Annotated in this window: 22 protein-coding genes; 15 read left to right on the top strand and 7 right to left on the bottom strand. The window is 69.8% G+C overall.

The annotated features are described in order from the left end of the window. The first annotated feature begins 5 nt into the window (after positions 1-5). Positions 6-644: a uridine kinase gene (udk, locus tag HUA75_RS10660; protein ID WP_141643739.1), complete on the top strand. Its 639-nt coding sequence runs from the start codon at positions 6-8 to the stop codon at positions 642-644. 12 nt (positions 645-656) lie between these two features. Here the strand turns inward: udk and HUA75_RS10665 are convergent, their stop codons facing one another. Continuing rightward, positions 657-1,691 carry an alpha/beta fold hydrolase gene (locus tag HUA75_RS10665; protein ID WP_174465359.1) on the bottom strand — a complete coding sequence of 345 codons (1,035 nt, stop codon included), beginning with the start codon at positions 1,689-1,691 and terminating at the stop codon, positions 657-659. 51 nt (positions 1,692-1,742) lie between these two features. On the opposite strand from HUA75_RS10665, the gene HUA75_RS10670 reads away from it, so the two are divergent. Then, the gene (locus HUA75_RS10670; protein WP_174456665.1) at positions 1,743-2,657 is read left to right on the top strand and encodes a hypothetical protein; all 915 of its coding nucleotides are present in this window, start codon (positions 1,743-1,745) and stop codon (positions 2,655-2,657) included. Between the two features lie 40 nt (positions 2,658-2,697). Here the strand turns inward: HUA75_RS10670 and HUA75_RS10675 are convergent, their stop codons facing one another. Further along, positions 2,698-4,896, bottom strand: coding sequence for a PQQ-binding-like beta-propeller repeat protein (locus tag HUA75_RS10675; protein ID WP_174486307.1), 2,199 nt, complete (start codon positions 4,894-4,896; stop codon positions 2,698-2,700). A 98-nt stretch (positions 4,897-4,994) separates the two neighbouring features. On the opposite strand from HUA75_RS10675, the gene HUA75_RS10680 reads away from it, so the two are divergent. The 6 genes from HUA75_RS10680 (at position 4,995) to HUA75_RS10705 (ending at position 11,853) form a co-directional block, all read left to right on the top strand. Further along, positions 4,995-7,160 carry an HTH domain-containing protein gene (locus HUA75_RS10680; RefSeq protein ID WP_174486308.1) on the top strand — a complete coding sequence of 722 codons (2,166 nt, stop codon included), beginning with the start codon at positions 4,995-4,997 and terminating at the stop codon, positions 7,158-7,160. 67 nt (positions 7,161-7,227) lie between these two features. Then, positions 7,228-8,142, top strand: a complete 915-nt coding sequence (locus tag HUA75_RS10685; RefSeq protein ID WP_174486309.1) for a HEAT repeat domain-containing protein — start codon at positions 7,228-7,230, stop codon at positions 8,140-8,142. Continuing rightward, on the top strand, positions 8,120-8,770 hold the full coding sequence (locus HUA75_RS10690; RefSeq protein WP_371746087.1) for a hypothetical protein: 651 nt from the start codon (positions 8,120-8,122) through the stop codon (positions 8,768-8,770). Before HUA75_RS10685 ends, HUA75_RS10690 begins: the two co-directional genes overlap by 23 nt. 98 nt (positions 8,771-8,868) lie before the next feature. Further along, positions 8,869-9,888, top strand: coding sequence for a biotin--[acetyl-CoA-carboxylase] ligase (locus HUA75_RS10695; protein WP_174456662.1), 1,020 nt, complete (start codon positions 8,869-8,871; stop codon positions 9,886-9,888). A gap of 55 nt (positions 9,889-9,943) precedes the next feature. Next, complete coding sequence (locus HUA75_RS10700) at positions 9,944-10,714, top strand: type III pantothenate kinase (RefSeq protein WP_141648083.1); 771 nt, start codon at positions 9,944-9,946, stop codon at positions 10,712-10,714. After that, entirely contained in the window at positions 10,711-11,853 is a 1,143-nt protein-coding gene (locus HUA75_RS10705; RefSeq protein WP_174486311.1) for a hypothetical protein, read from the top strand. The genes HUA75_RS10700 and HUA75_RS10705 overlap by 4 nt, the downstream gene beginning before the upstream one ends. 84 nt (positions 11,854-11,937) lie before the next feature. On the opposite strand, the gene HUA75_RS10710 is transcribed toward HUA75_RS10705, so the two are convergent. The 4 genes from HUA75_RS10710 to ald form a co-directional block, all read right to left on the bottom strand. Next, the gene (locus HUA75_RS10710; RefSeq protein WP_174486312.1) at positions 11,938-13,704 is read right to left on the bottom strand and encodes a response regulator; all 1,767 of its coding nucleotides are present in this window, start codon (positions 13,702-13,704) and stop codon (positions 11,938-11,940) included. 212 nt (positions 13,705-13,916) lie between these two features. Then, complete coding sequence (locus HUA75_RS10715; RefSeq protein ID WP_141648078.1) at positions 13,917-14,798, bottom strand: anti-sigma factor; 882 nt, start codon at positions 14,796-14,798, stop codon at positions 13,917-13,919. A gap of 23 nt (positions 14,799-14,821) precedes the next feature. Next, a complete protein-coding gene (locus HUA75_RS10720) occupies positions 14,822-15,463 on the bottom strand; it encodes a sigma-70 family RNA polymerase sigma factor (protein WP_141648079.1) in 642 nt (213 codons plus the stop codon). A 244-nt stretch (positions 15,464-15,707) separates the two neighbouring features. Next, entirely contained in the window at positions 15,708-16,832 is a 1,125-nt protein-coding gene (gene ald / locus HUA75_RS10725; protein ID WP_141648080.1) for an alanine dehydrogenase, read from the bottom strand. Between the two features lie 200 nt (positions 16,833-17,032). On the opposite strand from ald, the gene HUA75_RS10730 reads away from it, so the two are divergent. Beyond that, entirely contained in the window at positions 17,033-18,334 is a 1,302-nt protein-coding gene (locus HUA75_RS10730) for a radical SAM protein (RefSeq protein WP_174456659.1), read from the top strand. Between the two features lie 110 nt (positions 18,335-18,444). Here the strand turns inward: HUA75_RS10730 and HUA75_RS10735 are convergent, their stop codons facing one another. Beyond that, on the bottom strand, positions 18,445-19,317 hold the full coding sequence (locus tag HUA75_RS10735; RefSeq protein ID WP_174486313.1) for a response regulator: 873 nt from the start codon (positions 19,315-19,317) through the stop codon (positions 18,445-18,447). A 170-nt stretch (positions 19,318-19,487) separates the two neighbouring features. On the opposite strand from HUA75_RS10735, the gene HUA75_RS10740 reads away from it, so the two are divergent. The 6 genes from HUA75_RS10740 to HUA75_RS10765 are packed head-to-tail and all read left to right on the top strand — an operon-like array spanning position 19,488 to position 26,731. Then, positions 19,488-19,970, top strand: coding sequence for a chemotaxis protein CheW (locus tag HUA75_RS10740; RefSeq protein ID WP_141649264.1), 483 nt, complete (start codon positions 19,488-19,490; stop codon positions 19,968-19,970). Continuing rightward, on the top strand, positions 19,967-20,353 hold the full coding sequence (locus tag HUA75_RS10745) for a Frizzy aggregation protein FrzB (protein WP_141649263.1): 387 nt from the start codon (positions 19,967-19,969) through the stop codon (positions 20,351-20,353). Before HUA75_RS10740 ends, HUA75_RS10745 begins: the two co-directional genes overlap by 4 nt. 5 nt (positions 20,354-20,358) lie before the next feature. Then, positions 20,359-21,606 carry a methyl-accepting chemotaxis protein gene (locus HUA75_RS10750; protein WP_141649262.1) on the top strand — a complete coding sequence of 416 codons (1,248 nt, stop codon included), beginning with the start codon at positions 20,359-20,361 and terminating at the stop codon, positions 21,604-21,606. A 39-nt stretch (positions 21,607-21,645) separates the two neighbouring features. After that, positions 21,646-23,910 (top strand): hybrid sensor histidine kinase/response regulator, encoded by a 2,265-nt coding sequence (locus HUA75_RS10755; protein WP_141649261.1) that lies wholly within the window; start codon positions 21,646-21,648, stop codon positions 23,908-23,910. A 35-nt stretch (positions 23,911-23,945) separates the two neighbouring features. Beyond that, positions 23,946-24,944 (top strand): chemotaxis protein CheB, encoded by a 999-nt coding sequence (locus HUA75_RS10760; RefSeq protein ID WP_174486501.1) that lies wholly within the window; start codon positions 23,946-23,948, stop codon positions 24,942-24,944. After that, positions 24,938-26,731 carry a CheR family methyltransferase gene (locus tag HUA75_RS10765; protein ID WP_174486314.1) on the top strand — a complete coding sequence of 598 codons (1,794 nt, stop codon included), beginning with the start codon at positions 24,938-24,940 and terminating at the stop codon, positions 26,729-26,731. Before HUA75_RS10760 ends, HUA75_RS10765 begins: the two co-directional genes overlap by 7 nt. The last annotated feature ends 2 nt before the right edge of the window (positions 26,732-26,733 follow it).

Genomic DNA, 26,733 nt, shown 5'->3' on the forward strand with positions numbered 1-26,733 from the left:
CCGCAATGACGTCGTCACCCCTGGTTATCGGCATCGCGGGTGGCACCGCGTCCGGCAAGACCACCGTCGCCCGAAAGGTCCGTGAGGCGCTTGCCGACTGCCGCGTGGCCTTCATCGATCAGGACTCGTACTACCGGGACCTGAAGGACCTCCCCATCGCGGACCGCCGGGAGGTGAACTTCGACCACCCGGACGCGTTCGACACGGACCTGCTGGTCAAGCACCTCCGGGAGCTGAAGGCCGGACGCCCCATCCAGAAGCCCGTCTATGACTTCGTCACCTCGTCGCGTCAGCCCCGCACCATGGGCGTGGACCCGGGGGACATCATCCTCATCGAGGGCATCCTCGTCCTGCACATGAAGGAAGTGCGCGACGAGATGGACGTGAAGATCTACGTCGACGCGGACGATGACCTGCGCATCCTCCGGCGCCTCACCCGCGACATCAAGGACCGGGGCCGCGACTTCGACCACGTCGTCAGCCAGTACCTGCGCCACGTGCGCCCCATGCACATGGGCTTCGTGGAGCCGTCCAAGCACTTCGCGGACATCATCATTCCGCACGGCGGCAACAACGAGATCGCCATCAGCATGCTCGTGGGCGCGTTGCGCGGGAAGCTCTCCGCGCCGCAGCCCCGCGAGTAGCGGGGGCCGTCTTCAGCCCACGCGCCGGAGGAAATCCCCCAGCGGCGCGTGCAGTCGCTCCGGCTCCGTCAGCAGGGCCCCATGGTCTCCGGGGCCGGGCAGCTCCACCATCCGCGCGCTCACGCCCGCGGCGCTCAGCAGATGGTACGTGTCCCGCACCCGGTTCACCGGCGCCAGCACGTCCGAGCTCCCCGCCAGCAGCAGCACCCGCGCGCGAATCTGCGAGAAGCAGTCCGCCACGTCGCAGCCCGCGTAGGCCGAGCACAGCGTGGCCCACGACGTGGCATCGAAGCGGTCGGCGAAGTCCTCCGCCTCCGCGTCCAGGGCGGCTTTCGCCGTGTCGACGTCAGGGAAGTTCCGGGACAGGTACTCCCGTCCGTACAGCAGCTTCTGGAAGTCCAGCCGCAGCCGCCGCATCGTCTTGCGAGGCTGGGCGTCCGGCTCGTACAGGCCCTCGCGGAAGTCCGGGTCCGCGCGGAGCAACTGCCACGCCAGCCCCAGCTTCTCGCGCACGCCCTCGGGCAGCGCCCGCGCCGCGCCGATGACGACCACCGAGTCCGACAGCTCTGGGAACAGGGCCGCCAGTCGCAGCGCTACCTGGCCTCCCAGCCCCACGCCCACCAGGCCCCGGACGCGGTTCAGCCCGCGGGCCCTCAAGAGCGCGGACACCCCGCGCGCCATGTCGAGCACGGTGAGCGGCGGCAGGTTGAGCCCCAGCCGCTCGCCCGTCTCCACGTCCACCGTCGCCGGTGACGTGCTCCCGAAGGGACTGCCCAGGAGCCCCGGGACGACGATGGGCATGATGCCCGGGTCCAACGGCCGCCCCGTCCCCACCACCTCCCGCGCCCATCCCGACGACTGGTACGCGGAGTCCTCCACGGGCCCCAGCGCCCGGTGCGAGTGAGATAAGTCGTGCAGCAGCACCACCGCTTTGCCGTCGCACGGTTCCCCGTAGGCCTCCCAAGCCACCTGGGGGTTGCGCAACAGCTCTCCCTCCTCCAGAGGAAGCAGCGAGTTGAACAGGTGGGTGCCGGTGGCCTGGATCACGTTGGGGAATTTTCATATCACTGCCTGCTCCACCGCACAGGAGACTGCCGCTTGAAGCGCTATTTCGGAGTCATTGTCCTCGTCGCTGGTGTGCTGCTGGGCGCCATCATGAGCTACCGCAGCGCCAGTGCCCGCACCAAGGAGGCGCAGCGTGAGGCGGACATCCAGCGCATCCACGCCGACTATCTGGAGCGCGTCTCCTGGATACGGGTCAACCCTGACGACAACGCGTATCGCGAGGAGTTGAAGCCCTTCTTCAAAAGCTACTTCGAGCAGGTGGACGACCACCTGAAGGCGTTCAACGGCAACAAGAACTTCGACAACTACCTCCAGGAATTGGAGAAGCGCGCCGACAGCGGCAAGGACGAGCGCGCGGGAGATCGCAAGGCGTTCTACGACTACACGCGCAAGGTCTTCGACAGTCTGCGCGAGGGGCGCTACCGCCCGGTGTGGACGGCCACGGACAAGGGCATGCGGCTGGATGTCGTGTCCTCGGACGTCATCATGGTGATGGGCAAGCCCCAGGTGCGCTTGCAGCTCGCGCTGTGGGGCGCGCAGCGGACGCTCAAGGACGAGGGCAAGGTGCGGAAGATGATCACCAGCGCCTCGTTCGACACGGTGTGGAAGCTGACCGACGCGAAGGGGAAGCTCCTGGGCGAGATGCGCGGGAGCGACCCGTCGATGAAGGTCGACCACCCGGAGCGCTTCATCGCGGAGTTCCCTCCGCAGATGGTGCTGGGCCACTACGACCTGGACCTGATGCCCATCGAGGTGGCGAAGATGGACATGACCATCAACATCTCCTCGCGCGCGGCCTCGGGCGGTGACGCCACGGCCTCCTACGTGTGGAAGCTGGACGTGCCCTCCGAGTGGAAGCTGGGTGCGGGCGAGACGTGGGAAGGCGCCACGCAGGAAGAGCGCCCCGAGGACGAGATCGACCCGAGCAAGAAGGCCGCCGCGAACTAGCGGCCTTGGGGAGGAGGGGGCGCGGTGGTGCTTCGCGCCCTCACTCCACGACGGTGAAGTGGGAGCCGAGCCGGTACGCGGACAGCGTGCCGGTGTCGTCCAGGAAGTAGAGGTTGAGGCGCACGTCCGCCTGGAGCGCGACGAGCCCCAGCCCGGCGCGGACCTCCGCCAGCACCTGGCCCCCGCGAGGGTCCACCGCGCGCACCTTCTCGCCGGCCAGCAGCGTGACGCCTCGCGCGGTGCGTGCCGGCAGCGCGCCGATGAGGGGCTCTCCCGCGGCCCCCACGCGCCAGTCCACCGTGCCCGACGCGGCCACCCGTGCCGCCGCGCCAGAGGCGCTCGTCACCACCACCGCGCGCGGCAGGGGCGACAGCGCATAGGGGCCCGGCCCCAGGTTCAGCGGCCGTTCCCACACCCGCTGTCCCTTGGCGTCCAGGCACAGCAACATGCCCTCGCGCTCGCGCTCTCCCGCGATGAACACCCGCGAGCCCACGGGCAGCGGCGCGGAGGGGTGGGTGAGGTTGGGCTCGTGCGTCCACGCCGCCTCGCCCGTGTGCGCGTCCGCCAGCAGGAGGGCCCAGTGCGAGCCGCGTCCCAGCAGCGCCAGGAAGCGCCGTCCCCACGGCACCGGGGCGCCGTGGAAGGGCATGGGCGCGCGCATGCGGTAGCGCACCTGGCCGTCCTCCAAATCCAACCCGTAGACGTAGCCGGAGTCCGTCGTCACCAGGGCCCGGTGTCCCTGCGTCGTCAGCCAGCTTCGCTGTGTGCGGGGAGGCGCCAGCCGCCACACCTCTCGTCCGGTGGCCTCCGCGAAGGCCACCACGGTGCGGTCCTCGGAGAGCGTGAGCAGCAGCCCGTCCTTGCGCAGCAGCAACGGCCCCAGGGGGATGCCGTCGTGGTCATGCAGCCAGCGCGCACCCGCGCCCCGGCCCGTGAAGCCGTACACGCGCGACAGGTCCGCCGCCACCGCGTGCCCATCCGCCGACGCGGCCACGCCCAGCGCCGCCGCCCGCTTCCACAGTCGCGACCCGTCCTTGCGCGAGAAGGCCACCGCCGCCTGGGGCGCGCAGCACACGGGCCCATGACGCCCCAGCAACAGGCGGGACTCCTCCGCGTCCTCCAGCCCGCGCTGTTCCCACAGGCGGTCGAACCGCAGCCGCCGCAGTCGACCGGGCACCTTGAGTGGCTTCGACACGCTCTCCGCCGTCCTCGTCCGCTTCTCGCGGGCCGCGCCGGTCTGCTCCGGGGGCTCCACCGCGCCGCGCAGGTGGGACAGGCCCTCGCGGCACCGTTCCGCCAGCTCCACCAGGTAGGGGTTGCTCACCTGCGCGCGGTCTTCCTCCGCGAACGCGGCGGCGAGCGCCTCACCCAGATGGAAGAGGGCGGTGGCCAGGGTGCCGCCGGTCAGCGCGAAGGGCGCTCCGGTGCGCCCCGTCCGGGCCTTGCCCGTCTGGAGGTCCAGAAGCAGTGGAGTCCGGGCGCCCGCGGGCTCCAATTCGAAGCGCGACTCCCCCAGCTCCACCGCCCGGGTCAGCTCCACCGCCTGCCGCGACAGCTCCAGCACGGTGAGGAATGGCGGGGCCTGCACCTTCCACGCGTCCGGCCGGCCGGGCAGCGCCAGCCACACCTCACCGGCGCCCAACAGGGAGGCCAGGGTTCCGGACGCGCCCCGCTTTCCGCCCTCGCGACTGGCTCGCGCTCCGGTGTCCTTCAGCTCGAAGCCGAAACCGGGTGTTTCAGGCGGCTCCACCCGCTTCACCGACGGGCGGGCGGGCTCTTCCTCCGGGGGCCTCGCCGGGCGACCGAGCTGTTTCAGGGGCTCCGCCAGGGCCTGGGCCAGGGGCCCTGACACCGCTCGGGGCGCCACCCGGGTGACGTCCGACAGGAATCGCGCGCCGGTGCCCCGGACCGCCTCCGTCAGCTCCTCGGCGTCCACCCGCACGGGGGGGCGCATCAGCCGGGCGGGGCGGGCGAGGCTCGCCACGAGGAGCTCCACCTCCGCGCCGACCCTCCGGAGCACCAGCTCCAGGTGGGCCTCCGCCAGGGAAACCTGGGCCAGCCCACGCCCCCCTGTATGCAAGGAGGCCACGGCGCGCACCAAAGCGGGAACGACTTCTGCTAAGGACTCCTCCACCGCGCCGGACAGCAGGTCCACTCCATCCAGTTCCAGTGCGATGGAATCCAGCGGGGAGGCCGAGGGTTCGCGTTTCCAACGCTGTCCGATGCGTATGCGGGTCATCTTCGGTTCGTTGACAAGCCAGTTTACCGATGGCTAGCATCCGCCGCCCATACGGACCTACATTTTTGTAACCGTTCGGAATTCTTGGGGAATACTCGATGACATTTTACGAGGCCGCGCTCCGAATCCTGGAGAGCGAAGGTCGTCCCCTCCACTTCCTTGAAATCACCGAGAAGTCCATCCAACAAAGCCTGCTCTCCCACGTCGGCAAGACGCCTGAGGTGACGATGCTCTCGCGTCTCGCCGCCATGGCGCGTCGCACGAGGGACCGCAAGGTGATTGTGACCGCGAAGGACACCTTCGCGCTGGTGGATTGGTCGATTCCCGAGGATGTGGAGGCCCTGGCGCAGACTGGCGTAATCGAGCCGAATCCGGAAGAGGACTTGCCGCCGCTGCGTCCAGCGGAGCGGCATCCGGAGCCGCGCACGGACAATGTGCGTGCGGCGGGCAGAGGCAGCGAGCGCAAGCGCCGGAGGGACGAGGACGAGGAGCGGGGTGGAAAGCGCAAGCGCTTCCCGCCGCTGCCCGAGGTGGTGTTCGAAATCCTCAGCGACGCCGAAGCTGGGCTGCGCACGGAGGTCATCATCGAGCGCGCTCGGAGCAAGGAGCTGTGCGCCGAGGACCTCACGGTGGAGGCGGTGCTCACGGCGCTGTTGGAGGACAACCAGCGTCGCATCGACGCGGGTCGGCGTCCGCAGTACGCGTTCAACAAGGACTCCGGAGAGGTGACGCTGGAGCGCGCGGGTTCGCCGAGCGAGGCTCCGTCGCTGGAGCTGCAGGCCGCGTTCGCGCAGGCGCTGGGCATTCCCCTGGAGGCCGGGCGTCCGGTGCTGGCCCGTACGGCGGCCACGGCGGCGGCGGGAGAGCCGGTGGTCGACGCCGCGCTGCTCGCCACGCTGCGCACGTCGCTCAAGGATGCACGCCGTGCCGTGGCGCGCGGGCTGCGCAAGCGCCTGGGCGAAGCGGACGTGGGCACCTTCGAGAAGTCCGTGGTGAAGATGATGCACGGGCTGGGCTTCCGCGAGCTGAAGGTGGCCAAGCGCTCCAAGGAAGGCCCCCTGCTCACGGCGCGCAAGCGCGAGGGCAGCGTGGAGCTTCGCTACGCGGTGCGCATGCTGAAGGGCGCGCCCGCCATCGACCGCAAGTCGGTGCAGGAGCTGCGTCGCGACCTGAGCCACTACTCGGCACAGGTGGGTCTGCTGGTGAGCGCGGGTGACGTGCGCGGGGATGCGCGCACGGAGGCCCAGGCCAGCGGCTCGCTGGTGATGTTGTGGTGTGGCGACGCGCTGGGTGAGAAGTTCCTGGAGGCCGAGACCGCCGTCACCATCACCCGGGTGGAGCTGTACGAGGTCGACGAGACCTTCTTCGAGGCCGCGAAGCTGGACGCCGAGGAGGCCCAGAAGCGCCGCGAGGAGCGTCAGCGCGAGAAGCAGACGCGCGACGACGAGTCCCCGGAGGTTGCCGCCGCCGCGTCGTCGGAGCGGCCGGAGCGTCCGCCCCGCGAGAAGCGTCGCCGGGAGCGCGAGCGAGACCGCGACAAGCAGCGCGAGGCCCGCCCGAGTGACGAGGTCGAGGTCTCCTCCGAGGGAGCCGAGGCACGCGGAGGCGGAGAGTCCGCCGCCGAGGGCCGTGAGAGCTTCCCCGCCGCGCCCGTGTCCCCGCCGCAGTCCACGGGGGCCGAGGACGAGGAGGGCGATGACGGGGATGACGACGAGGACGACGACCTCGAGGCCGCGAGCGCCTTCGTGGGTGCGCGTCCCGAGGGCGGAGCCGCGGAAGGCGGCGATGCCTCGCAGGGTGACCGCAAGCGCCGCCGCCGCCGTCGTCGGGGTCGCCGCGGCCGTGGCAATCGGGGCACCGAGGCGGGTGCCACGCCTACGGGCGAGGCCGGTGCCGCGCCTACGGGTGAGGCCGGTGCCGCGCCCCAGGGCGAAGCCGGGGCCGTCGCTCCGGGCGAGGCCGCGCCTACGGGCGAAGCCACCGCCGCGCCTCAGGGCGAGGCGGGAGCCGACACCCAGGGCGAGACCGTCGCCGCTCCGGCGCGGGTCTCCGAAGAGGAGGCTGTCGCCGCGCCCCAGGTTGACGTCGAGTCCACGGAGGAGGGGCGCATTGCTCCCGCCGCCGAGGCCTCGCCCACGGAGTCTCATCGGGATGTTCCTCCGCCCCCGCCGGCCACCGAGTCGACGCAGGCGGGTGAGTCGCACGAGGTGCGAGAGGCTGCGCCTCTTCCGGCTCGGAGTCCGTCCGAAGGGGGAGAGGGCTGACACGGTTCGTCGCGGAGGGTGGGATTGGCCGGCACGGGCTGTCCCCGGGTGTTAGCCTGGGGGAGCGATGAAGCCGGCCTTGATGCTCGCCATCTGCGTCGTCCTCCTTGGCGCCTGCCGGTCGCAGGCGCCAAGCTACCCGGTGGCGCCGGTGGATGTGTCCGGCGCCACGGTGCGGGACAACGCCCTGCTGGGACTCGCGCCCGACGGTGTCGCGACGTTGTTCACCCAGGCGTTGAGGTCCTCCCGTCGCTTCGAGCTGAAGGGCGAGGAGGGGCCGCGCGAGGTGCGTCCCTGGCGCCTGACGCTGGATGTCCCCTTCACGCGCGAGGTACTGAAGGACGGGGACCCTCGCAGCTACGCCGAGGTGGGCGCCAACCTCGTGCTGGAGCGCTTCGGCGGTGAGCTGCCGCAGCACTACGAGGTGGTGGGCCTGGGTGAGGCGCCGGTGCTGGAGGACTCTCCCTCCGGACGACAGGCCGCCATGCGCACCGCGCTGGAGTCCGTGCTGCGGCAGGTGACGGACTCGGCGGTGATGCAGCTGTCCGCGCTGGATCGCACCGATGAGGTGCTGGTGCAGGAGCTGCGCGCGGATGACACGCGCGTGCGCGAGTTCGCCCTGCGCACGCTGGCCGAGCGTCAGCACCCCGCCGCCGCGCCGCTGCTCATGGATCGGCTGAAGGAGTCCTCCGACGGGGACGTCCTGCGCAAGACGATTGGCGCGCTGGTGGAGATGAAGGCGCGCGTCGCCGTGCCGGCGCTGATTGACCTGGCGCGGGGACGCGACAACGGCTTCGTGCAGGAGCTGGTCTTCGCCGTGGGGGAGATTGGTGGCCCCGAGGCGGAGGCGTACCTGTATACGGTGGCCCAGGGGCATGACGCGCCCGCCGTGCAAGCCGCGGCGCAGCAGGCCCTGGAGACGCTCTACGCATCACGCAAGCACATCACCGCGGAGGCGCGTGGTCGGGACCACGCGGACTGACATCGAGATGACGCGTTCGTTCGGAGTGGGTGGCGCCGTCCTTCTGGCCGCCCTGATGCTGGGGAGCGGCTGCTCCAAGCGGGTGGAGGCGGAGCCGGAGAAGCAGTCCGCGTCTGGCGACGTCTCGGACTACTACCCGCTCGCGGTGGGCAACCGGTGGACGTACCGGGTCAACGGTCGCGCCGACAAGCTCGTCACCGTGGAGATCCTCAAGCAGGAGGAGGGTTACTTCCACGACAACCAGGGTGGGCAGCTGGCCGTGGACGCCTATGGCCTGAGAGACCCCAAGCGCTACCTGCTGCGAGGGCCCCTGGAGACGGGCCACGCGTGGACGAACGTGGTGTCGGTGTCCTCCACGGAGCGCTACCAGATTGTCCAGGCTGGGGGCTCGTGTGACACGCCCGCGGGCACCTTCCCGTCCTGCATCCAGGTGGAGGGGCGCAACCGGGTGGATGCCCAGGCCACGCTCATCAACACCATGACGTTCGCCCCAGGGGTGGGCATGGTGCTCCTGGAGACCGCGCTGGAGACGGCGAGCCAGCGCATCCCCCAGACGCGCCTGGAGCTGACGAAGTACGAACTGGAGGGCAGCCGTCCCTCTGGAGCGAGCACCCCGCCCGCCGGCTGACCGCCGGGCTGGTGAACAGGGAGGGGCAGGCGTTGGGGCGGGCGAGTTGAAAGCCCGTCCGCCGGTCCGTACCCTTGCGCCTCGTGCGAGGTGCCGCCGTGCCCGTGGAATCGACTGAGCAGACGCAAGAGGAACTCATCCTGGGGTTCCTCTCCGAGAGTGGTGACGACTACACCTCTGGCGAGGCCCTGTCGGGCAAGCTGGGCCTTTCCCGCACGGCCGTCTGGAAACGCGTGGAAGCCCTGCGCACCAAGGGCTACCGCATCGAGGCCATCCCCGCCCGGGGCTACCGGTTGGTGGAAGTGCCGGACCGACTCACCTCGTTGGAGGTGGCGCCGCTGCTGGAGACCCATGACCTGGGTCGTACCCTCCACCACCACGCGGTGCTGGGCTCCACCAACGAGGTGGCCTTCCGCCTGGCCCAGGACGGGGCCGAACACGGCGAGGTCGTCGTCGCCGAGCAGCAGACCTCGGGAAAGGGCCGCCGGGGACGGGTCTGGGTGTCCCCGCCGGGGCTCAACCTGTACTTCTCCGCAATCCTCCGTCCGGAGCTGCCGCCCCAGCGGGCTCCGGAGCTGACGCTGGTGGCCGCCGTGGCGCTGGCGGAGACGCTGCGCGAGGCCGGTACCGACGCCGCCATCAAGTGGCCCAACGACGTCCAGATTTCGGGGCGCAAGGTCGCGGGCATCCTCACCGAGCTGTCGGCCGAGCCGGAGCGGGTCCACTTCGTCATCGTCGGGGTGGGCGTCAACCTCAACTGCCAGGCCGAGCACTTCCCGGAGGAGCTGCGGGAGACGGCCACCTCACTCTCGCTGGCCCGGGGTGAGCGGGTGAACCGCGCCCAGTTCGCCGCCCAGCTCTGGACGCGCATGGAGGAGTGGCTGGACCTCTATCTGGAGACGGGCTTCGACGCGGTGCGGACCCGCTGGAAGGAGCTGTCCTCCACCCTGGGGCAGGACGTGCTGGTTCGTACGGACCGCAACGAGCTGCGGGGGCTGGCGGTGGACATCGACCCGTCGGGGGCGCTGCTGGTGCGCACGGAGTCCGGGCAGGTGGAGCGCGTGCTGGCGGGGGACGTGGAGCAACTGCGGCCCCGGCAGTCGCCGCGCTCGAAGTAGGCGCGGGGCAAGGCGGTCCTCGACAAGTCACCTTCGGAGTAGAGTGCGGGCCGTGATTCTCCTGGCCATCGACGTGGGTAACACCAACACCGTCCTCGGCGTGTTCGACGGCCGCAAGCTGCTCGACCACTGGCGTGTGGAGACGAGCACCCGGCGCACCTCGGACGAGTACGGCATCCTGGTGCGCCAGCTCTTCTCCCACAGCGGCATCGACGCGACGAAGGTCGGCGCGGTGGCAGTGTCCAGCGTGGTGCCGCCGCTCCAGTTCAGCATGGAGAAGATGAGCGAGCGCTACTTCCGGATGCGGCCCATGTTCGTCGGGCCGGGCGTGAAGACGGGCATGCCCATCCTCTACGACAACCCCCGCGAGGTGGGCGCGGACCGCATCGTCAACGCGGTGGCCGCGTACGAGAAGCACCGCTCCGCCGTCATCGTCGTGGACTTCGGCACCGCCACGACGTTCGACGCGGTGTCGGCGCGGGGCGAGTACCTGGGCGGCTGCATCTGCCCCGGCATCAACATCTCCATGGAGGCCCTGTTCCAGAACGCCTCCAAGCTGCCGCGGGTGGAGTTCGCCCGGCCGCCGCACGTCATTGGCCGCAACACGGTGCACTCCATGCAGTCGGGCCTCGTGTACGGCTACGTCGGGCTGGTGGACGGCATCTGCGCGCGCATGCAGGCCGACCTGGGCCAGCCCGTGAAGGTCGTCGCCACCGGGGGCCTGGCTCCCCTGGTGGCCAGTGAATCCAAGGCCATCCACGAAGTGGACGAGCTCCTCACGCTCGAGGGCCTTCGCATCATCTACGGAAGGAACCACGCGACATGACCACCGCCGCCCCCAGCAACATCCCAGCACCGCCTCCGGGCTGCCCCTTCAACGCGGAGTTCATGCCGCCCAACCTGCGCAAGCACGTGGACCCGGCCGCGCCGGTGCCGCTGCGGATGATGGCCGCCAAGTCGCTGGTTCCGCTCAGCCCGTCGGACATGCTGGGCGCGTTGTTCATGCTGACGTTCGACCCGGACGAGGCCGTGCGGGAGACGGCGGCGAAGACGTCCGCGGGCCTTCCGGACCGGATTCTCGGCTCCGCGCTGCGCGACGAGGAGGTGCAGCCGCAGGTGCTGGGCTTCTTCCTGGGCCTCCTGAAAGAGAAGGCCGCCTACGCGGAGATGCTCATCCTCAACGCCAGCACGCCCGACGACGCCGTCGCGGTGGTGGCGCGCGACTGTGGCGCGAAGCTGGCGGAAATCATCGGACAGAACCAGCTTCGCCTGCTTCGTCACGAGGACATCCTGCGCGGCCTCTGCTCCAACGCGCAGGCGCAGGTGTCGCTCATCGACAGCGTCTGTGACTTCGCGGTGCGCAGTGGCCTGGTGCTGGCGGACGTGCCGCAGATGAAGGCCGCGCGCGTGCGCCTGTTCGGCCCGGAGGCCGCCGAGGCCCCTCCGGACCCGGGCCCCACCGCGGATCAGCTCCTCCAGGAGATGGGGGGCGAGGTGGCGGACGAGAACGCCGCGCCGCTGGAGGAGGGCAAGCGGCTGACGCTGGCGCAGCGGCTGATGAAGATGTCCATCGCGGAGAAGATCAAGCTGGCGACGCTGGGCAACAAGGAAGCCCGCACGGCGCTCATCCGCGAGACGAACAAGCTGGTGGCCGTGGCCGTTGTCCGCAGCCCGCGCATCACCGACGGCGAGGTGCTGTCCTTCGCGGCCAACCGCGCGATGATGGATGACGTCCTGCGCGTCATCTACAACAACCGCGAGTGGACGAAGAACATGAAGGTGCGGCTGGCCCTGGTGAAGAACCCCAAGGTGCCGCTCACCGTCACCATGAAGTTCCTCAACTCGCTGCGCGACAACGAAATCAAGGACCTGAGCCGCGACAAGAACGTGCCCGCGGCGGTGCAGGCATTCGCCAAGAAGCTCTTGGAGAAGAAGACCACGCCCAAGAAGACCGAGGACAAGTAGGCGCGGGGTGGGGGAGCCTTCCAGACGGGAGGCTCGACCCCCGAGGTTCAACCGCCCCGGGTGGTCCCGGGGCGTTCAGCTGCTTCAGGCCGCCGCTTCGTCGGCGTCGGCCACGGCGGAGGCGGGCTCCTCCAGGAGCTGCTGGGCGATGACGAGCGCCTTCTTCGTCTTCTCGCGCAGCTTCTCGTCGTTCTTGATGCGCGCGTAGAGCTTCGTTACGCGCTCCTCGTTGCGGACCGCGGTGGCCTCCAGCTCGGAGATGCGCTTGCGCAGCTCCTCCGCCTCGTCCGCCGCGCGGGTGCCCTGCTCGGACAGCTCCGACTGGGTCTGCTCCAGCTGGCCCCGCAGCTCCTCGGCCTCGCGCTGCGCCGTGTCCACCTGGGCGCGAAGGCCCTCGGCCTCCTCGTGCGCGGCCTGCACATCCGCCTCGAGCTGGCCGGTGCGGTTGCGCAGCTCTTCCAGCTCCGCGTTGAGTCCGGCGACCTGCGCGGCCTGCTGATCCAACTCCTCCTGGACGGTGGCCAGCCTGGCGGTGGCGCCGCGCGCCTCGTCCTTGGAGGTGGCGAGCTGCTGGTCCACGCGCTTGCGCTCCGCGGCGAGCGTGTCCGCGCGCGTGGTGAGTGTCTTGATCTGCGCGTCGCGCCGGGCCATCTCCGACTCGGCCGTGCTGGACTTCTGCTCCAGCTCCAGGTGCTGGTCCTTCAGCTCGACGATCTCCTGGTCCTTCTGGTTCAGCTCCGTCTTCAGGCGCAGGATTTCCTTGTCGCGCTTGTTGACGGCGTCGCGCAGGGCGAAGGTGTCCTTGTCGTTCTTCCCGACGGACGCGCGCGCGGTCTCCAGCTCGGTGGCCTTGCCTTCCAGCTCGGACTCCAGCTCGCGCACCCGGTCCTCGGCCTGCGCGGCCACGCCACGCGAGTCCTCGAGCGACGCCTGGAGCTCGGCGACCTTCGCGCGCAGGTTGCGCAGCTCGGCGGCGTCGGCGGCGGACGTGACGGGGGCGGCCGGAGTGGCGGCCACGGGCGGAGTGGTGGGGCGGGAAGGCGCGGGCGGCGGGGTGCGCGCGGGCGGCGGGGTGGCGGGCCGGGCCGGCTCGATGACCCTCAGCGGGGGCGGCGGCGCGGCGGCGGGGACGGGCATGAAGCCCACCACCGTCTTCTCCGAGTCATCCAGCGCGTCCAGGGCGTCATCCGCGTCCGAGCCGAGCGAGTCCAGGGTGGAGAAGTCCTCCTCCACGCCCTCCACGACGGCGTCGGGAGGCGCCTCGACGGGCTCCTCCTCCACGAGCGTGGCGGGCTCCGGCTCGGGCGAGGACATGTCGTTGAAGGCCGCGTCCAGGTCCAGCTCCTCGCCGGCGACCGCGGGCTCTTCTTCGCCCGTGTCCACGGAGATCTCCTCGCCGAAGTCCGCCGTCATCGGCTCATCGCCGAGCGCGTCCAGGGTGAGGCTCTCGTCCACGACGTCCTCGGAGACGGGCAGCTCCGGGAAGCCAATCAGCGCGCCCACGCGGTCCGTGAGGAGCTGCGCGTCCACCGGCATGGCCACGTACTCGTCCGCGTGCGCCTTCAGCTTGCGGTGCTGCGCGAAACCATCCGGGTTGCCGATGATGACAATGGGGACGTTCTTGAGGTCATCGTCCTTCTTCAGCTTGCCGCAGATGAGGTAGCCGTTCTGCCCGGCGGACAGCTCCACGGCCAGCACGACGAGGTCGGGCCGGTCCCGGCGAATCTGCTCCACGCTGCCCTTGCCGTCGGCGGTGTCGTCCACCGTGAAGCCCCGTCCTTCCAGGACGGGCCGCAGGGTGGCGGCGAGGGCGGTGTCGCTCTTTTCGACGATCAGGATTTTCTTGGACATGTAGGAACGGCCCGACCTGGGTGCGGCGCGCGCGGGCGCCACGAGTGACGGTGGCACGCGAGGAAAGAAGTGCCATCGAGGCTATCGGCCATGTCAGGGACCGTCAAATGTTCGGGCCGCACGGAATTCCGCTCGCCGGGCAGCCGGGCGGCCGCTTCCAGCGCGACTCACGTGAGGCGCTTCGAACACGAGGGGACGCCGCGCGCTTCTGCTCAGGGATACGAAGCGGGCTCGGCGGAGACGGCGGGACGGGAGCGCTGGGGCCGCGGGAGTGTTTGGTACGAGTAATTCCCGTCAGCGGATTCGAGCGTCCGAGGCGTGCTCGCCACCGTGGTGCCGTGCTCGCGCTCATCCAGCATGCGGAGGATGTCGCGCTCGTCCATGTCGGTGACCATCTCGTAGACGATTTCGTGGTCCCGCCAGGTGACGATGTTGAAGCCCTGCGCGGAGTCGACTTCCACCGCGGGCAGCGCCTGGGGCCGGGGGCCGTCCTCGTCGGGGAGGACGAAGACGCCCAGCCGGCGCGTGGGCTCGCCGTCGTCGGGGAGCGTCTCGTAACTGATGTACGCGACTTCCCGGCCGTTGAGGATGGAGATGCGGCCACCCAGGGGCTTCGCCTTGGGGAGCTGGGGAAGGGCGACGCGCGCGTCCACCTTGCCCTTGAACCAGGTCTCCAACTGCTCGGGCGCGGACGAGGCGATTTCAAACGGAAGTCCGCGCGAGTGGCGCTTGATGATCTCTTCCCGGGCCTGCCGCTGCCGCTGCCCGGCTTGATACGTGGACCAGCCCCCCGTCACCGTCACCACCACCAGCGCGACGGCGCCCGCGCGCAACCAGACGCCGTACTGGGCGCGACGGTGTTCCTGGTGGAGCCCCCGGGCGATACCCGCGCGCAGGGAGTCCGGCGCGCGCATCTGCTTCACGGAGTGACGGGCGGCCCTGCGAAGGGCCAACTGCATGTTCCGCTCATCCTCGACGCGCCCCTGGCAAGCGGCGCACGTGGTGAGGTGGGATTCGAGGTCGACCCGCTCCTCCGGCTGAAATTCGCCGTCGAGATACGGGTACAGAAGCCGTTCGAGTTCCTGGCAGTTCATGGGCGCGCGGTAGGAACCTGTTTCTACCCCGTCTTCTTCCTTTGACGATACTCTTCGAGGTTCGCCGGCGTATCGGTGCCCTCGCCTTCGTGTCGGAAGACACCCTGGCCCACCGCGTACTCGCGCAGCGTCTTCTGCAGGAGCTTGCGGCCGCGGAACAGCCGGCTCATCACCGTGCCCACGGGGCACTCGAGAATCTCGGCGATCTCCTTGTAGGAGAACTCCTGCAGGTCCGCGAGGATGACCACCAGTCGGAAGTCGATGGGCAACGAGTCGATGGCGCGCAGCACGTCGTCCGACAGGAGCCTGTCGAAGAAGTACTGCTCCGGGTTGGCCGCGAAGTCCGTCGCGTCCCGGCTGACGAAGCGCTCATGGACCGCCTCGCGCTCCACGCCCTCCACCACCGTGCGCTCCTTCACCTTCCGCCGGTAGCGGTTGATGAACGTGTTGGTGAGGATCTTGAAGAGCCAGGCCTTGATGTTGGTGCCCCGCTCGAACTTGTCGAAGAACCGGTAGGCCCGCATGCAGGTGTCCTGAACCAGGTCCTCTGCATCCCTTTCGTTCTTCGTCAGGCGCAGGGCCGCCGAGTACAGCGGGTCCAGGTGGGCCAGCGCCAGTTCCTCGAATTCCTGCTTCGTCCGGTTGGGTTGTCTGAAATCCAACATGTCCCGCCTTCCAAAGGCCCGAAACAATTGGGGAATGAGTTGTCGCCTGCCCATCAATGTATGCATGGGAACAGAAGTCGCAACAACGGCTTCCCAGTCACACCCGCCCGTCCGGTCGCTTCGGGTACGCCAGACTCCGGACGGGGCACTTTATTCCCCACTTTCAATAACGAAGGGGAGACGGGATGTCGCCATCCGCGCCTCCCCTCCGGGTGGGGCCCTGTCTGTCAGGCCGCTCTACAGGCTACTTGCCGCTGAGCGCGTCCAGGATGGGGCGGTAGTCGTACCCCAGGTCCTTGGCGACGGCCTCGTAGGTGACGTGGCCATTGTAGGTGTTCATCGCACGCGCGAGGGCGCGGTCGGCCTTCACGGCCTCCACCAGGCCCAGGTCGGCGATCTTCCGCGAGTAGGGGCGGGTGGTGTTGGTGAGGGCGTAGGTGGACGTCTGGGGCACCGCGCCGGGCATGTTGGCGACGCAGTAGTGGACGACGCCGTGCACGACGAACGTGGGGTTGTCGTGGGTGGTGGGCTTGCACGTTTCAATGCAGCCGCCCTGGTCCACGGCGACGTCGACGACGACCGCGCCCGGGGTCATCTCGGAGATGAGGGCCTCGGAGACGAGCTTGGGGGCCTTGCCGCCGGGGATGAGGACCGCGCCGACGACGAGGTCCGCCTCGCGCACGGACGTCGCGATGCTCTCCGTGTCGGAGGCCAGCACGCTGACGCGGCCGAGGAACACGTCATCCAGGTAGGTGAGGCGCTCCAGGTTGACGTCGAGGATGGTGACCTCGGCGCCCATGCCCACCGCCACCTTGGCGGCGCACAGACCGACGACGCCACCGCCGATGATGGTGACGCGACCGCGGCGCACGCCGGGCACGCCGCCCAACAGGATGCCCTTGCCGCCGTGGGCCTTCTCCAGCGAGGCCGCGCCGACCTGGATGGCCATCTTTCCGGCCACCTCGCTCATGGGCTTGAGCAGCGGCAGGCTGCCGTCATCCAGCTGCAGCGTCTCGTACGCGACGGCCGCCGCCTTCTTCTTCACCAGCGTCTTGGTCAGCTCCGGGTCCACGCCGGCCAGGTGGAAGTACGTGTAGATGATCTGCCCGGGCTGGATGCGCTCGTACTCCGGCGCGATGGGCTCCTTCACCTTGACGATCATCTCCGCGCGCTTCCACACCTCATCCGCGCTGGCGATGAGCTGCGCGCCGACGCGCTGGTACTCCGAGTCGGGGATGCCTGAGCCGACGCCGGCGTTCGTTTCGACCAACACCGTGTGGCCCGCGCTCGTGAGCGCGCGCACGCCCGCAGGCACCATGCCGACGCGGTACTCACGGGTTTTGATCTCCTTGGGAACTCCGACGATCACGACTGCCTCCGAAAGGGACTGAAAAAGCGCGCGGACCCTAACGAGCCCTCCCGAGGGAATCAAGGCATCCGCCGAAGCCGGACACATGTCACCGGTGAGCCTTTGTTACCTCGGAGGGATGACGCGTGGCGTTGAATGCAACGCGTCTCATCGCGCTTCGACGTCGAAAGAGATGGGGGGCTGGTGGTAGTTAGCGTGGCATGACGTCCGCGCCCAAGCTGCTGTTCGCCGACCCCAAGGGGAAGGTGATGGAGCACCCCTACCTGCTGGCCACGCTGCGCAGCGGCGAGGAACTCGTTCCTCCGCAGGACAAGCCCATCCCCCTTCCGTCCGCCGGGCGGCTGGTCCACCTGCCGGGCAGGCTCCCCGTGGGCCAGGACCCCCGGACGGGGGAGCTGGAGCTGGTGCGGGAGATCAACGTGGGCGGCAAGACCTTCACCCCCAACGCGGTGGGCGCGCTCCTGCCGCCGGGCTACACGCGCACGTTCCTGCCGGGCGAGGTGAAGGGCAACGGGCCGGTGCTGCCGCAGTGGGCCTATACGGCGGCGGCGTGGGGCAAGGACGGGCCGGTGGCGTGGGCCATCCACACGGACCGCCGCTCGCATTGGGATCCGGAGCGCTACTCGACGCCGGACATGAAGGCGCTGGTGGACAAGCACCTGGCGCGCTTCCCGGACAACCGCGTGCTCAAGCAGCTGAAGACGTGCGCGATGTTGTACCGGTGCTTCACGTCGCAGAACACCTTCTACGTCCGTGACGAGGCGGCCATCCCCGCGTCTGTCATGTGCAATGCGCGCTGCGTGGGCTGCATCTCCGATCAGCCGGCGGGCGGCCCGCCCGCGTCGCACGAGCGGATGGATGACGGGCCCACCGCCGAGGAGATGGGCGCCATTGGCCTGTTCCACCTGGAGAACGCGCCCGGCCGCACCATGGTGAGCTTTGGCCAGGGCTGCGAGGGCGAGCCGCTCACGCGCTGGAAGCAGATCGCCGAGTCCATCCGCTACATGCGCGCGCGCACGGACAAGGGCTCCATCAACATCAACACCAACGCGAGCCTCACGCGCGGCCTGGAGGCCCTGCTCGACGCGGGCCTGGACGCGGTGCGCGTGTCGCTCAACGCGGCATCGAAGGGGCTGTACGAGGCCTATTACAAGCCGGTGAAGTACGGCTGGGAGGACGTCGAGGCGTCGATTGCCCTCGCGCGCGAGCGCGGCGCGTACCTGGCGCTCAACCTGCTCCTGTTCCCCGGCGTCACCGATCGCGAGGGCGAGGTGAAGGCCCTGGAGCGGCTGGTGAAGAAGTACAAGGTGGACCAGGTGCAGACGCGCTCGCTGGCCATCGACCCGCTCCAGTACCTGGATGCGGCGCGGGACGTGGGCGCGGGCGGAGAGCCGGTGGGCATCCGCGAACTGCTCCAGCGCCTGAAGGCGGCACGGCCTGGGCTCATCATCGGCAACTTCGCGCGCGGGCTGGAAGAGCGGGAGAACGCCGCGGGACGGTGAAGCCTGGAACTCGCCGAACGGGACGGGCCCGCGTGAGGCGGGCCCGTGTGTCTCCTGGCGGGCTTCGTCGAGAACGGACGCGCGCGGGCCGGGTGGGGCCCTCGCGTCGGCTACTCGCCGCCGCCAGGCGGCATCAGCTCCTTGGCGACCAGGTTCCCCATGACGGCATCCTTGGGGATGTAGCCATCGGCGCCGGCCTCACGACAGATGCGCTGGAGCTCCTCGACGTTTTCGCCGGAGCACAAGAGCACCTTGATGCCCTTGAAGAGGCTGTTGCTCTTGATGAAGCGGCAGAACTGCTCGCCGTTCACGTTGGGCATCCGCACGTCCAGCAGCACCAGGTCCGGACGCGTCTGCTTCTTGAGGATGATCTTCGTGGCCTTGTCGGCGGTGTCCGCGACATGGACCTCGAAGCCCTTCGCGACCAGATCCGCCTCGATGATTCGGGCGGTCATCTCGCTGTCGTCGACAATGAGGATGCGCGGCTTTCGCCCACCGGTGCTGGGGGCGGCCTTGAGCCCCGTCGAGGCGCCAGGGGCGGCGGCCGGGGCGGCTGCCTGGGGGGCATCCGACGTGGCCGAGGCCGGGGGAGGGGGCACGGCGGCGGGGACGCCCAGGGCCGGAGCCCCGATGAGCCCCATCACTCCTCCGAGCACGGCCTCCAGGCCACCGCTCTTGAGGATGTAGCCGTCCGCGCCGGACGCCTTCGTCTTGCCGGCCAGCTCCGCTTCCGAGATGTCGGAGTAGAGGACCAGCTTCGCGGTGACTTTCTTCTGACGCCGCAGGTATTCGACGACATCGTCGCCAAACATCTCCGGCATGTTCACGTCCATGAGGATGAGCGCGAACGGTCCCTCGGTGAGCTTCTGGTCGAGGCTCGCCAGGTCCTGGGCCCCGCTCGCCTGGTAGCCGGCGGCGGTGAGGGCCCGAACGGTGAGCTCCACCAGCATCGGGCTGTCATCAATGACCAGTACGCGCGACATCGTCCTCCTCAAAGGATTCAGGGTGCAACCCTACACCTTTGGTTCAGCGCGGACCATCGAAACGGCGAGCGGCCGGCCTCCATGCGACCTCCCCTTGACCGGTTTTCGTCCCCTCCGGATACTCCGACGCCTTGACCACGACCTCGACTCCCCTCCAGCGAGCACTCCGGATGGCTCCGGACCGTGCCGTGGCCGCTCAGGCCCGGCCGGAGCAGGAGTTCTTTTGCTTCCGGGTGGGAGACCTGCGGTTCGGGGTGCCCAGCGAGAACGTCCTCGAGGTGTTCCGCGCCGGGCTGCTCACCCCCCTGCCCAGGACTCCTTCCTTCATCATGGGCGTCACCGGCCATCGCGGTGAGGTCCTCCCCGTCGTCGACCTCTTGCGCTTCCTCTCCAAGGGAGAGGCGCGCATCGGTCCCCGCACCCGCCTGTTCATCGGCGTCACTGGCAGCATCGTCGCCGGTGTCGTCGCGGACACGGTGCTGGGCCTGCGCCGCATCCCGGTCTCCGACATCCTCCCTCCGCCGCTCGGAGGAGACGCCGCCGCCGAGCACCTGCTCGGCGTGGTGCAGGGCAGCACCACCCAGGACGGCATCAACCTGCTCAACTTCCACAAGCTGCTGCAGACGGCCCGGCAGCGCGCGGTGGCTCGATGAACGACGAGTCACTCGTGGAGGAGAAGGTCGAAGAGGTGGACATCCTCTTCTTCGAGATTGGCAGTGGGACTTTCGGCACGGACGCGTCGCAGGTGCTGCGCATCGACCGCTCGTTGCCGGAGGACATCACCCTGCCGGAGCTGGGGCGCCTCTCCCGAGGCCACCGCGCGCTCGTGTTCGACACGCCGGAAGGAGAAGGCCACCTGAAGGTGGACACCGTCCGGGGTGTGCGCCCCATCCCCGTGACGCAGCTTCGCCGCATGCCCCCCACCGCGGGCGCGGCCTCTTATGCCGTCGGTGTGTGCCTGGAAGAAGCCCGCACCGTTTTGCTGATTGACCTGGTGGAGACCGCCAGGACCCAAGATTCTCAAGGAAGGCACTGACCGCAATGTCCCTGGACACCCCCAACGAGAAGCCCGCGTCCAAGGCCCGCTCCGCGCGCAAGGCCCCCGCCAACAAGGCGAGTGCCGCCGCGCCGCCGGCGCCCCTCAAGGCCTTCACCGACACGCTGCTGACGGTGCTGGCCGGCAACCTCCAGGCCCGCGTCCCCAAGGAACTGGTGGGCGAGGGCGGCGAGGAGATGGCCCACCTGCTCAACCAGGTGCTGGACAACTTCGCCAGCTCCGAGCACCGCAAGCACGTGGCGGCGCAGGAGATCGATCAGGCGCTCGACGCGCTCATCAGCCTGGTGCGCGAAGGCGACCTGTCCCGGTGGAACACCACCACCGAGGACCCCCAGCTCGGGCCCCTGCTGGAGGGCTTCGGCAAGGTCATTGAAACGCTGCGCACCTTCGTGCGGGAGATCAACGAGGCGGCGCTGCGGCTGTCCTCGTCCGCCAACCAGGTGCTGGCGGCGTCCACCCAGCACGAGACGTCCTCCACGGAGCAGGCGGCGGCCATCCACGAGACGACCGCCACCATGGAGGAGCTCAAGCACGCCTCCGCGCAGATCGCCGAGAACGCCGGCAGCGTGGCTCGCGTGGCGGAAGAGACGCTCGGCGCGGCGCGCGCGGGCCGTGGCGCCATCGGTGAGTTCATCCAGGCCATGCAGCAGATCCGCAGCGACGGCGTCGCCGTGGCGGACTCCATCGCGAAGCTGTCCAAGCGCGTGGAGCGCATCGGCACGGTGGTGGAGGTCATCGACGAGATCGCCGACCGCTCCGACCTGCTCGCGCTGAACGCGGCGCTGGAAGGCAGCCGCGCGGGCGAGGCGGGCAAGGGCTTCTCCATCGTCGCGGCGGAGATGCGCCGGCTGGCGGAGAACGTCCTGGACTCCACCAAGGAGATCAAGAACCTCATCACGGAGATCCGCGAGGCCACCGCGGCCGCCGCGGGCGCCGCCGAAGCGTCCAAGTCCGCCACCGAGTCCGGTGAGAAGCTGGGCGCCGTCGCGGCCCAGGCCGTGGAAGGCATCCTCGCCGGCGTGCAGGAGACGAGCGACGCGGCCCGCGTCATCAACCTCGCCACCCAGCAGCAGCGCACGGCCACCGAGCAGGTGGTGGCGTCCATGGCGGAGATTGAAGATGTGACGCGTCAGACGACCCAGGCGTCGAAGCAGGCGACGGGGGCGGCGGCGGAGCTCACTCAGCTGGCCGCACGGCTGGCGGAGCTCATCAAGCGCTTCAAGGCCGACTAGCTCTTTTGGGAAGGGGAGGGTGCGCAGCGCTCACCGCCCATGGATACCGAGGCACTCAAGAAATCCCTCCTGAAGAAGTTCCAGGAGGTCACCGCCGACCGCCTCCAGAAGATCCAACTGGGTGTGTTGGACCTGGAGAAGGAGACCGCGGATCAGGCCGCGGACGACGTCGCGCGCGAGCTGCACACGATGAAGGGAGAGGCCCGCATGCTGGGCCTCGCCGCCATCGGTCAGCTCGCTCACGCGGCGGAGGACGTCCTGCGCGCCGAGCGCGAGGGACGCACGGCCACGGAGATCGCCACGGACGTCATGCTCCGTGCCTGCGATGTCCTGTCCGATCTCATCGAGGACATGTCCGGTGCGAACACCGGCACGTCCGCGAGCGAGGACATCGTGCGCGCGATGGCGGAGGTGTCCGGCCAGGCCGCGCCCGCCATTCATGTCGCGAAGCCCAAGCCGCCTCCGGTGGCGGCGCCCGTTGTCGCCGCTCCGCCCCCCGTGGCGGCTCCCCGTCCGGCGTCCGTGGATGCTCCGGCTCCGGCCGTGGCGCACCCTCCGGGCCGTGGTGGGGAGGAGGAGGCTCCGAGCGCGGCGAAGTCGGCCATCGCCGACCGCACGATTCGGGTGAACGTGGAGGTGCTGGACTCGCTGGGCCTGCTCGCGGGTGACCTGCTGGTGGAGAGCGCCCGGGGTCGGCTGCGCAGCTCGGAGACGGAGGCGCTGTTCGAGCGCTTCAGCCGCCTGGGGGATCGCTTCCTGCGGCTGGCCGAGCAGGTGGAGATTCCCAACGAAGTGCGCATGGTGTTGGACCGCGTGGAGAGCGACCTCCACATGCTGCGCGACGATGCGTTCCGCTTCGTGCGGCGCAACGACGACGGCATCAACATCCTGCACGGCAACCTGTCGAAGATGGCGGACCACGTGGCGGAGGCCCGCCTGGTGCCGCTGTCCACGGTGTTCGACGCCTTCCCGCGCGCGGTGCGGGACATGGCGCGCACGCAGACGAAGGAAGTGGACCTGCTCATCGAGAACGCCGACATCGGCGTGGACCGGTCCATGCTGGCCGACGTGCGCGACGCGCTGGTGCACCTCCTGCGCAACGCCGTGGACCACGGCCTGGAGTCGCCGGACACGCGCCAGCAGCTCGGCAAGCCGCTCACGGGTCGTGTCCGCATCCGCGTCCGCGTGGATGGCGACATGCTCCACATCGAGGTGGAGGACGACGGGCGCGGCATCGACCCGGAGCGCCTGCGCCAGGTGGCCGTCAACAAGCGCCTCATCAACGCGGTGCAGGCCGCCGCGCTGTCGGAGCGAGAGGCCATCGAGCTCATCTTCCGTCCCGGTTTCTCCACCCGCGAGCAGGTCAGCGAGCTGTCCGGCCGCGGCGTGGGCATGGACGTGGTGAAGCGCAAGGTGGAGACGCTCGGCGGTTCGGTGGGCGTCAACAGCCGCATTGGCCGTGGCACCACCATCACCCTGCGGCTGCCCCAGTCGCTCGCCTTGATGAAGGTGCTGCTGGTGCGCCTGGGCGACGACGTCTACGGCATGCCCGCCGCCGACGTCGAGGCGGTGATGCGCGTCAAGCCGGATGACCGTCTGGAGATCTTCGGCACCCTCGCCGTGCGACACCGGGGCAAGCCCACGGCGCTCGTGGCGCTGGGGCCGCTGCTCGGCCTCAACGGTGGCAACCGGTTCGACCGGCCCCCCGCCGTCGTCGTGCGCCATGGCGAGGACCACGCGGCCCTCGTGGTGGACGGCTTCGTGGACGAGCGCGAAGTGGCCGTGAAGCCCTGCGGCGGAGAGTTCCTCAAGGGCGCGCCCTTCATCGCCGGCACCGCCGCGCTGGAGGACGGCCGCATCGCCGTGCTGCTGCATGTCCCCGACATCATGACGGAGGTGCGCCGCATGGCGCGGCCCGTCACCCAGGCGCCAGCGGCCAAGCGGCTCCGGGTGCTGCTCGTGGACGACTCTCCCATTGCCCGCGCGACGGAAGGCGCGCTCGTCAAGGCGCTGGGCCACATGGTGGAGGAGGCCCAGGACGGCGAGGAGGCCTACGGGAAGGTGCAGAACAACAGCTACGACCTCATCCTCACCGACGTGCAGATGCCGAAGATGGACGGCTTCTCGCTCGCGCGGCGGCTGAAGTCGACGCCCGCCGTGGCGCGCATCCCCGTCATCATCCTGTCGTCACTCGCCTCGCCCGAGGACAAGCGGCGCGGCCTGGACGCGGGCGCGGATGCCTATCTCGTCAAGGGAGAGCTGGGCGTGGAAGTGCTCGCGCAGGCGATTGACCGGCTGACCTGAGGAGCGACGTTTTGGGTGGCACGGCCGCGGCGGGGATGGCGTTCAGGGTGCTCATGGTGGGCAAGGGGCTGCGCGCGCTCGCGGCCCGTGGCCTGTTCGACGGCGAGTCGCTCGTCCCGGTGGGGCCCGCCGAAATCGACTTCCCGGGCGCCCTCGTCGCCGTGCAGCGCCACTTCCCGGACGTGCTGCTGGTGGACCTCACCAGCCTGGAGGCCCTGGAGGCGATTGAACAGGTGATGGCGGGGCGGCCGGTGCCCGTCCTCGCGCTGCACCCGGGCGCGCTGTCCGGCCAGGAGGCGTTCCAGGCCATGGCCCTGGGGGCCCTGGACGTGGTGGAGCGCCCCGCCACCCCCGGCGGGGACTTCTGGGCCCATATCGCGCGCAAGCTGGTGCTGCTGGCCCAGGTGAAGGCCGTGCGCCAGACGCGCTCCTCCGCGAAGCTGCCCAAGGAGGACCTGCCCCCGCCGCCCTTTCCCCTGGTGGCCATCGCCGCGTCCCTGGGTGGTCCAAAGGCCGTTGCACAGGTACTGCGGAAGATTCCACGAGACTTTCCCGCGCCCATCGCCTACTGCCAGCACATCAGCGAGGGTTTCACGGAGGGCCTCGCGCACTGGCTGACGATGGAGACGGCGCTGGGAGTGACAGAGGCGGAGCACGGCATGGTGATGGTGCCGGGGACGGTCTACATCGCACCGTCGGGCAGTCATCTGTTGGTGCGACCCGAGGGCCGGCTGGAGCTGGACTCGGGACCGGCACTTCGGGGCTTCCGGCCTTCGTGTGACATGCTGCTCACTTCGGCGGCGGAGGCCTTCGGCTCGAGCTGTGTCGGAGTCATCCTGACGGGGATGGGGCGGGACGGAGCGCGGGGGATGAAGGAGATCCGGGAGCGGGGAGGGCGGACCATCGCTCAGGATGAAGGGACGTCCGCGGTATGGGGCATGCCTCGCGAGGCGGTGCTGCTCGGGGCGGCGCAGGAAGTGCTGCCGCTGGAGCGAATTGGCCCCACGTTGGTGCAGTGGGTGGATGCGTGCTGAACGTGAGCAACAAAGTGCTTCAGCAGCTCGCGGCGCTCCTCTTGGAGCGCGCGGGGCTGAAGATTACCCCGGATGGGTTCCACAGCTTGAGGTTGGCGCTGTCCACCCGCATGCCCGCGCTGGGCGTGGAGGAGCCGGAGCGCTACCTCCAGCGACTGACGGGAGCCGGGGGCGAGGAGGAGTTGCGCTCGCTCTTGCCGCTGGTGACGGTGGGGCACACGGAGTTCTTCCGCGACGGCAAGCAGTTCCGCGCGCTGGAGAAGAGCGTGCTGCCGGACCTGCTGGCGCGCGCGCGGCGGGAGATGCGCAAGGTGTCCGTCTGGTCCGCGGGCTGCGCGACGGGCGAGGAGCCCTACAGCGTGGCCATGGTGCTGGCGGAGCTGGGGGCGCTGTCCGCCGAGGTGGACCTGTGGGCCACGGACTTGAACCTGGCCGCGGTGGAGGCCGCGCGGCAGGGGCGCTTCTCCCTGCGACGGAGCATCAGCATCCAGCCGGAGCGCCTGGGCCGCTTCTTCCGTCCCGTCGAGGATGGCCACGAGGCGCTGCCCGCGCTGCGCGAGTACATCCGCTTCGACGGGCAGAACCTGGCCGTGCCCGTCTTCGACAAGGTCGCGCTCAACTCGCTGGACCTCATCCTCTGCCGCAACGTCATCATCTACTTCGACCTGCCCACCATCCGCGGGCTGATGGACCGGTTCCTCAGCGCGCTGCGGCCCGGTGGGCTGCTCTTCCTCGGGTACTCGGAGAGCCTCTTCAAGGTCTATGTCCGCTTCGAGATGATCGAAGTGGACGGCGCCTTCGTGTACCGGCGCCCGCCGAGCGACAAGGGCTACCGCCCGCCGCCCCTGCGCATCCATCCGTATCCCGGCACCGCGGAGCAGTCCCAGCGCGCCCCGGAGCCGGAGCCGTTCTCCCCGGCCGTGTACGCGCGGCCGCCCGTGGAAGGGGCCTTCGGAGCCCGTCCTCGCAACGCGGCGGAGGCCTCTTCGGTCCGGGGGGCCGGCGCACTCTCCGGGTCCTTTCCCGCCGTGGGGCCGCTGCCCGCCGCCTCGCCCGTGCCGGGGATTTCCTCCGCGTCGACCCCGTCGTCGTCGACGACGTCGCGGGTCAATGACCTGGGCCGTCCGCGCATCACCGTGGAGCTGCCCGCGGTGGGGACCTCGGACGCCGCTCGCACGCGCCCCACCGTGGAGCTGCCCGCGGTGTCAGCGCCCGCGCGCACCGTCACCGGAGAGCTGCCGGTGCCCTCCGCGTGGCCCAAGCTGCTGCCTCCGGCGGAGCGGCTGGCCATGGCCGTGCGGAAGATGACGCTGGGGGATTTCCCGGCCGCCATCTCCGGCGTTCAGCGGCTGCTGGTGGATGAGCCCAGCGACCTGGACGCGCTGTTGACGCTGGGCAACCTCTTCTCGCTCACCGGGCGCATTCCCGAGGCGCGCGAGGCCTTCGCCCAGGCCATCCTGCGCGAGCCGCTGTGCGTGGAGGCTCGCGTGTTCGGCGGGGTGGCGGCGCTGCAGGCCGGGGAGCTGAAGGAGGCGCGCTCGGAGCTGGCCAAGGCGCTGTTCCTGGAGCCCACGCTGGCCATCGGCCACTACCTGCTGGCCCAGGTGCAGGAGCGCAGCCACGAGTCGGAGGCGGCGCGTCGCAGCTACCGCAACGCGATTGCCCAGCTGCGCTTCCCGCAGCGCACGCTGGCGGGGCACTACCCGGAGATGCCCGACTCGGCGGAGGCCATCTCCCGCGCGGCGCGCTATGCCCTCGCCGCGCTGGAGGAACAGCCTCCGCACTGAAG

It is taken from the genome of Myxococcus sp. CA040A (assembly GCF_013336725.1).
Classification (GTDB): domain Bacteria; phylum Myxococcota; class Myxococcia; order Myxococcales; family Myxococcaceae; genus Myxococcus; species Myxococcus llanfairpwllgwyngyllgogerychwyrndrobwllllantysiliogogogochensis.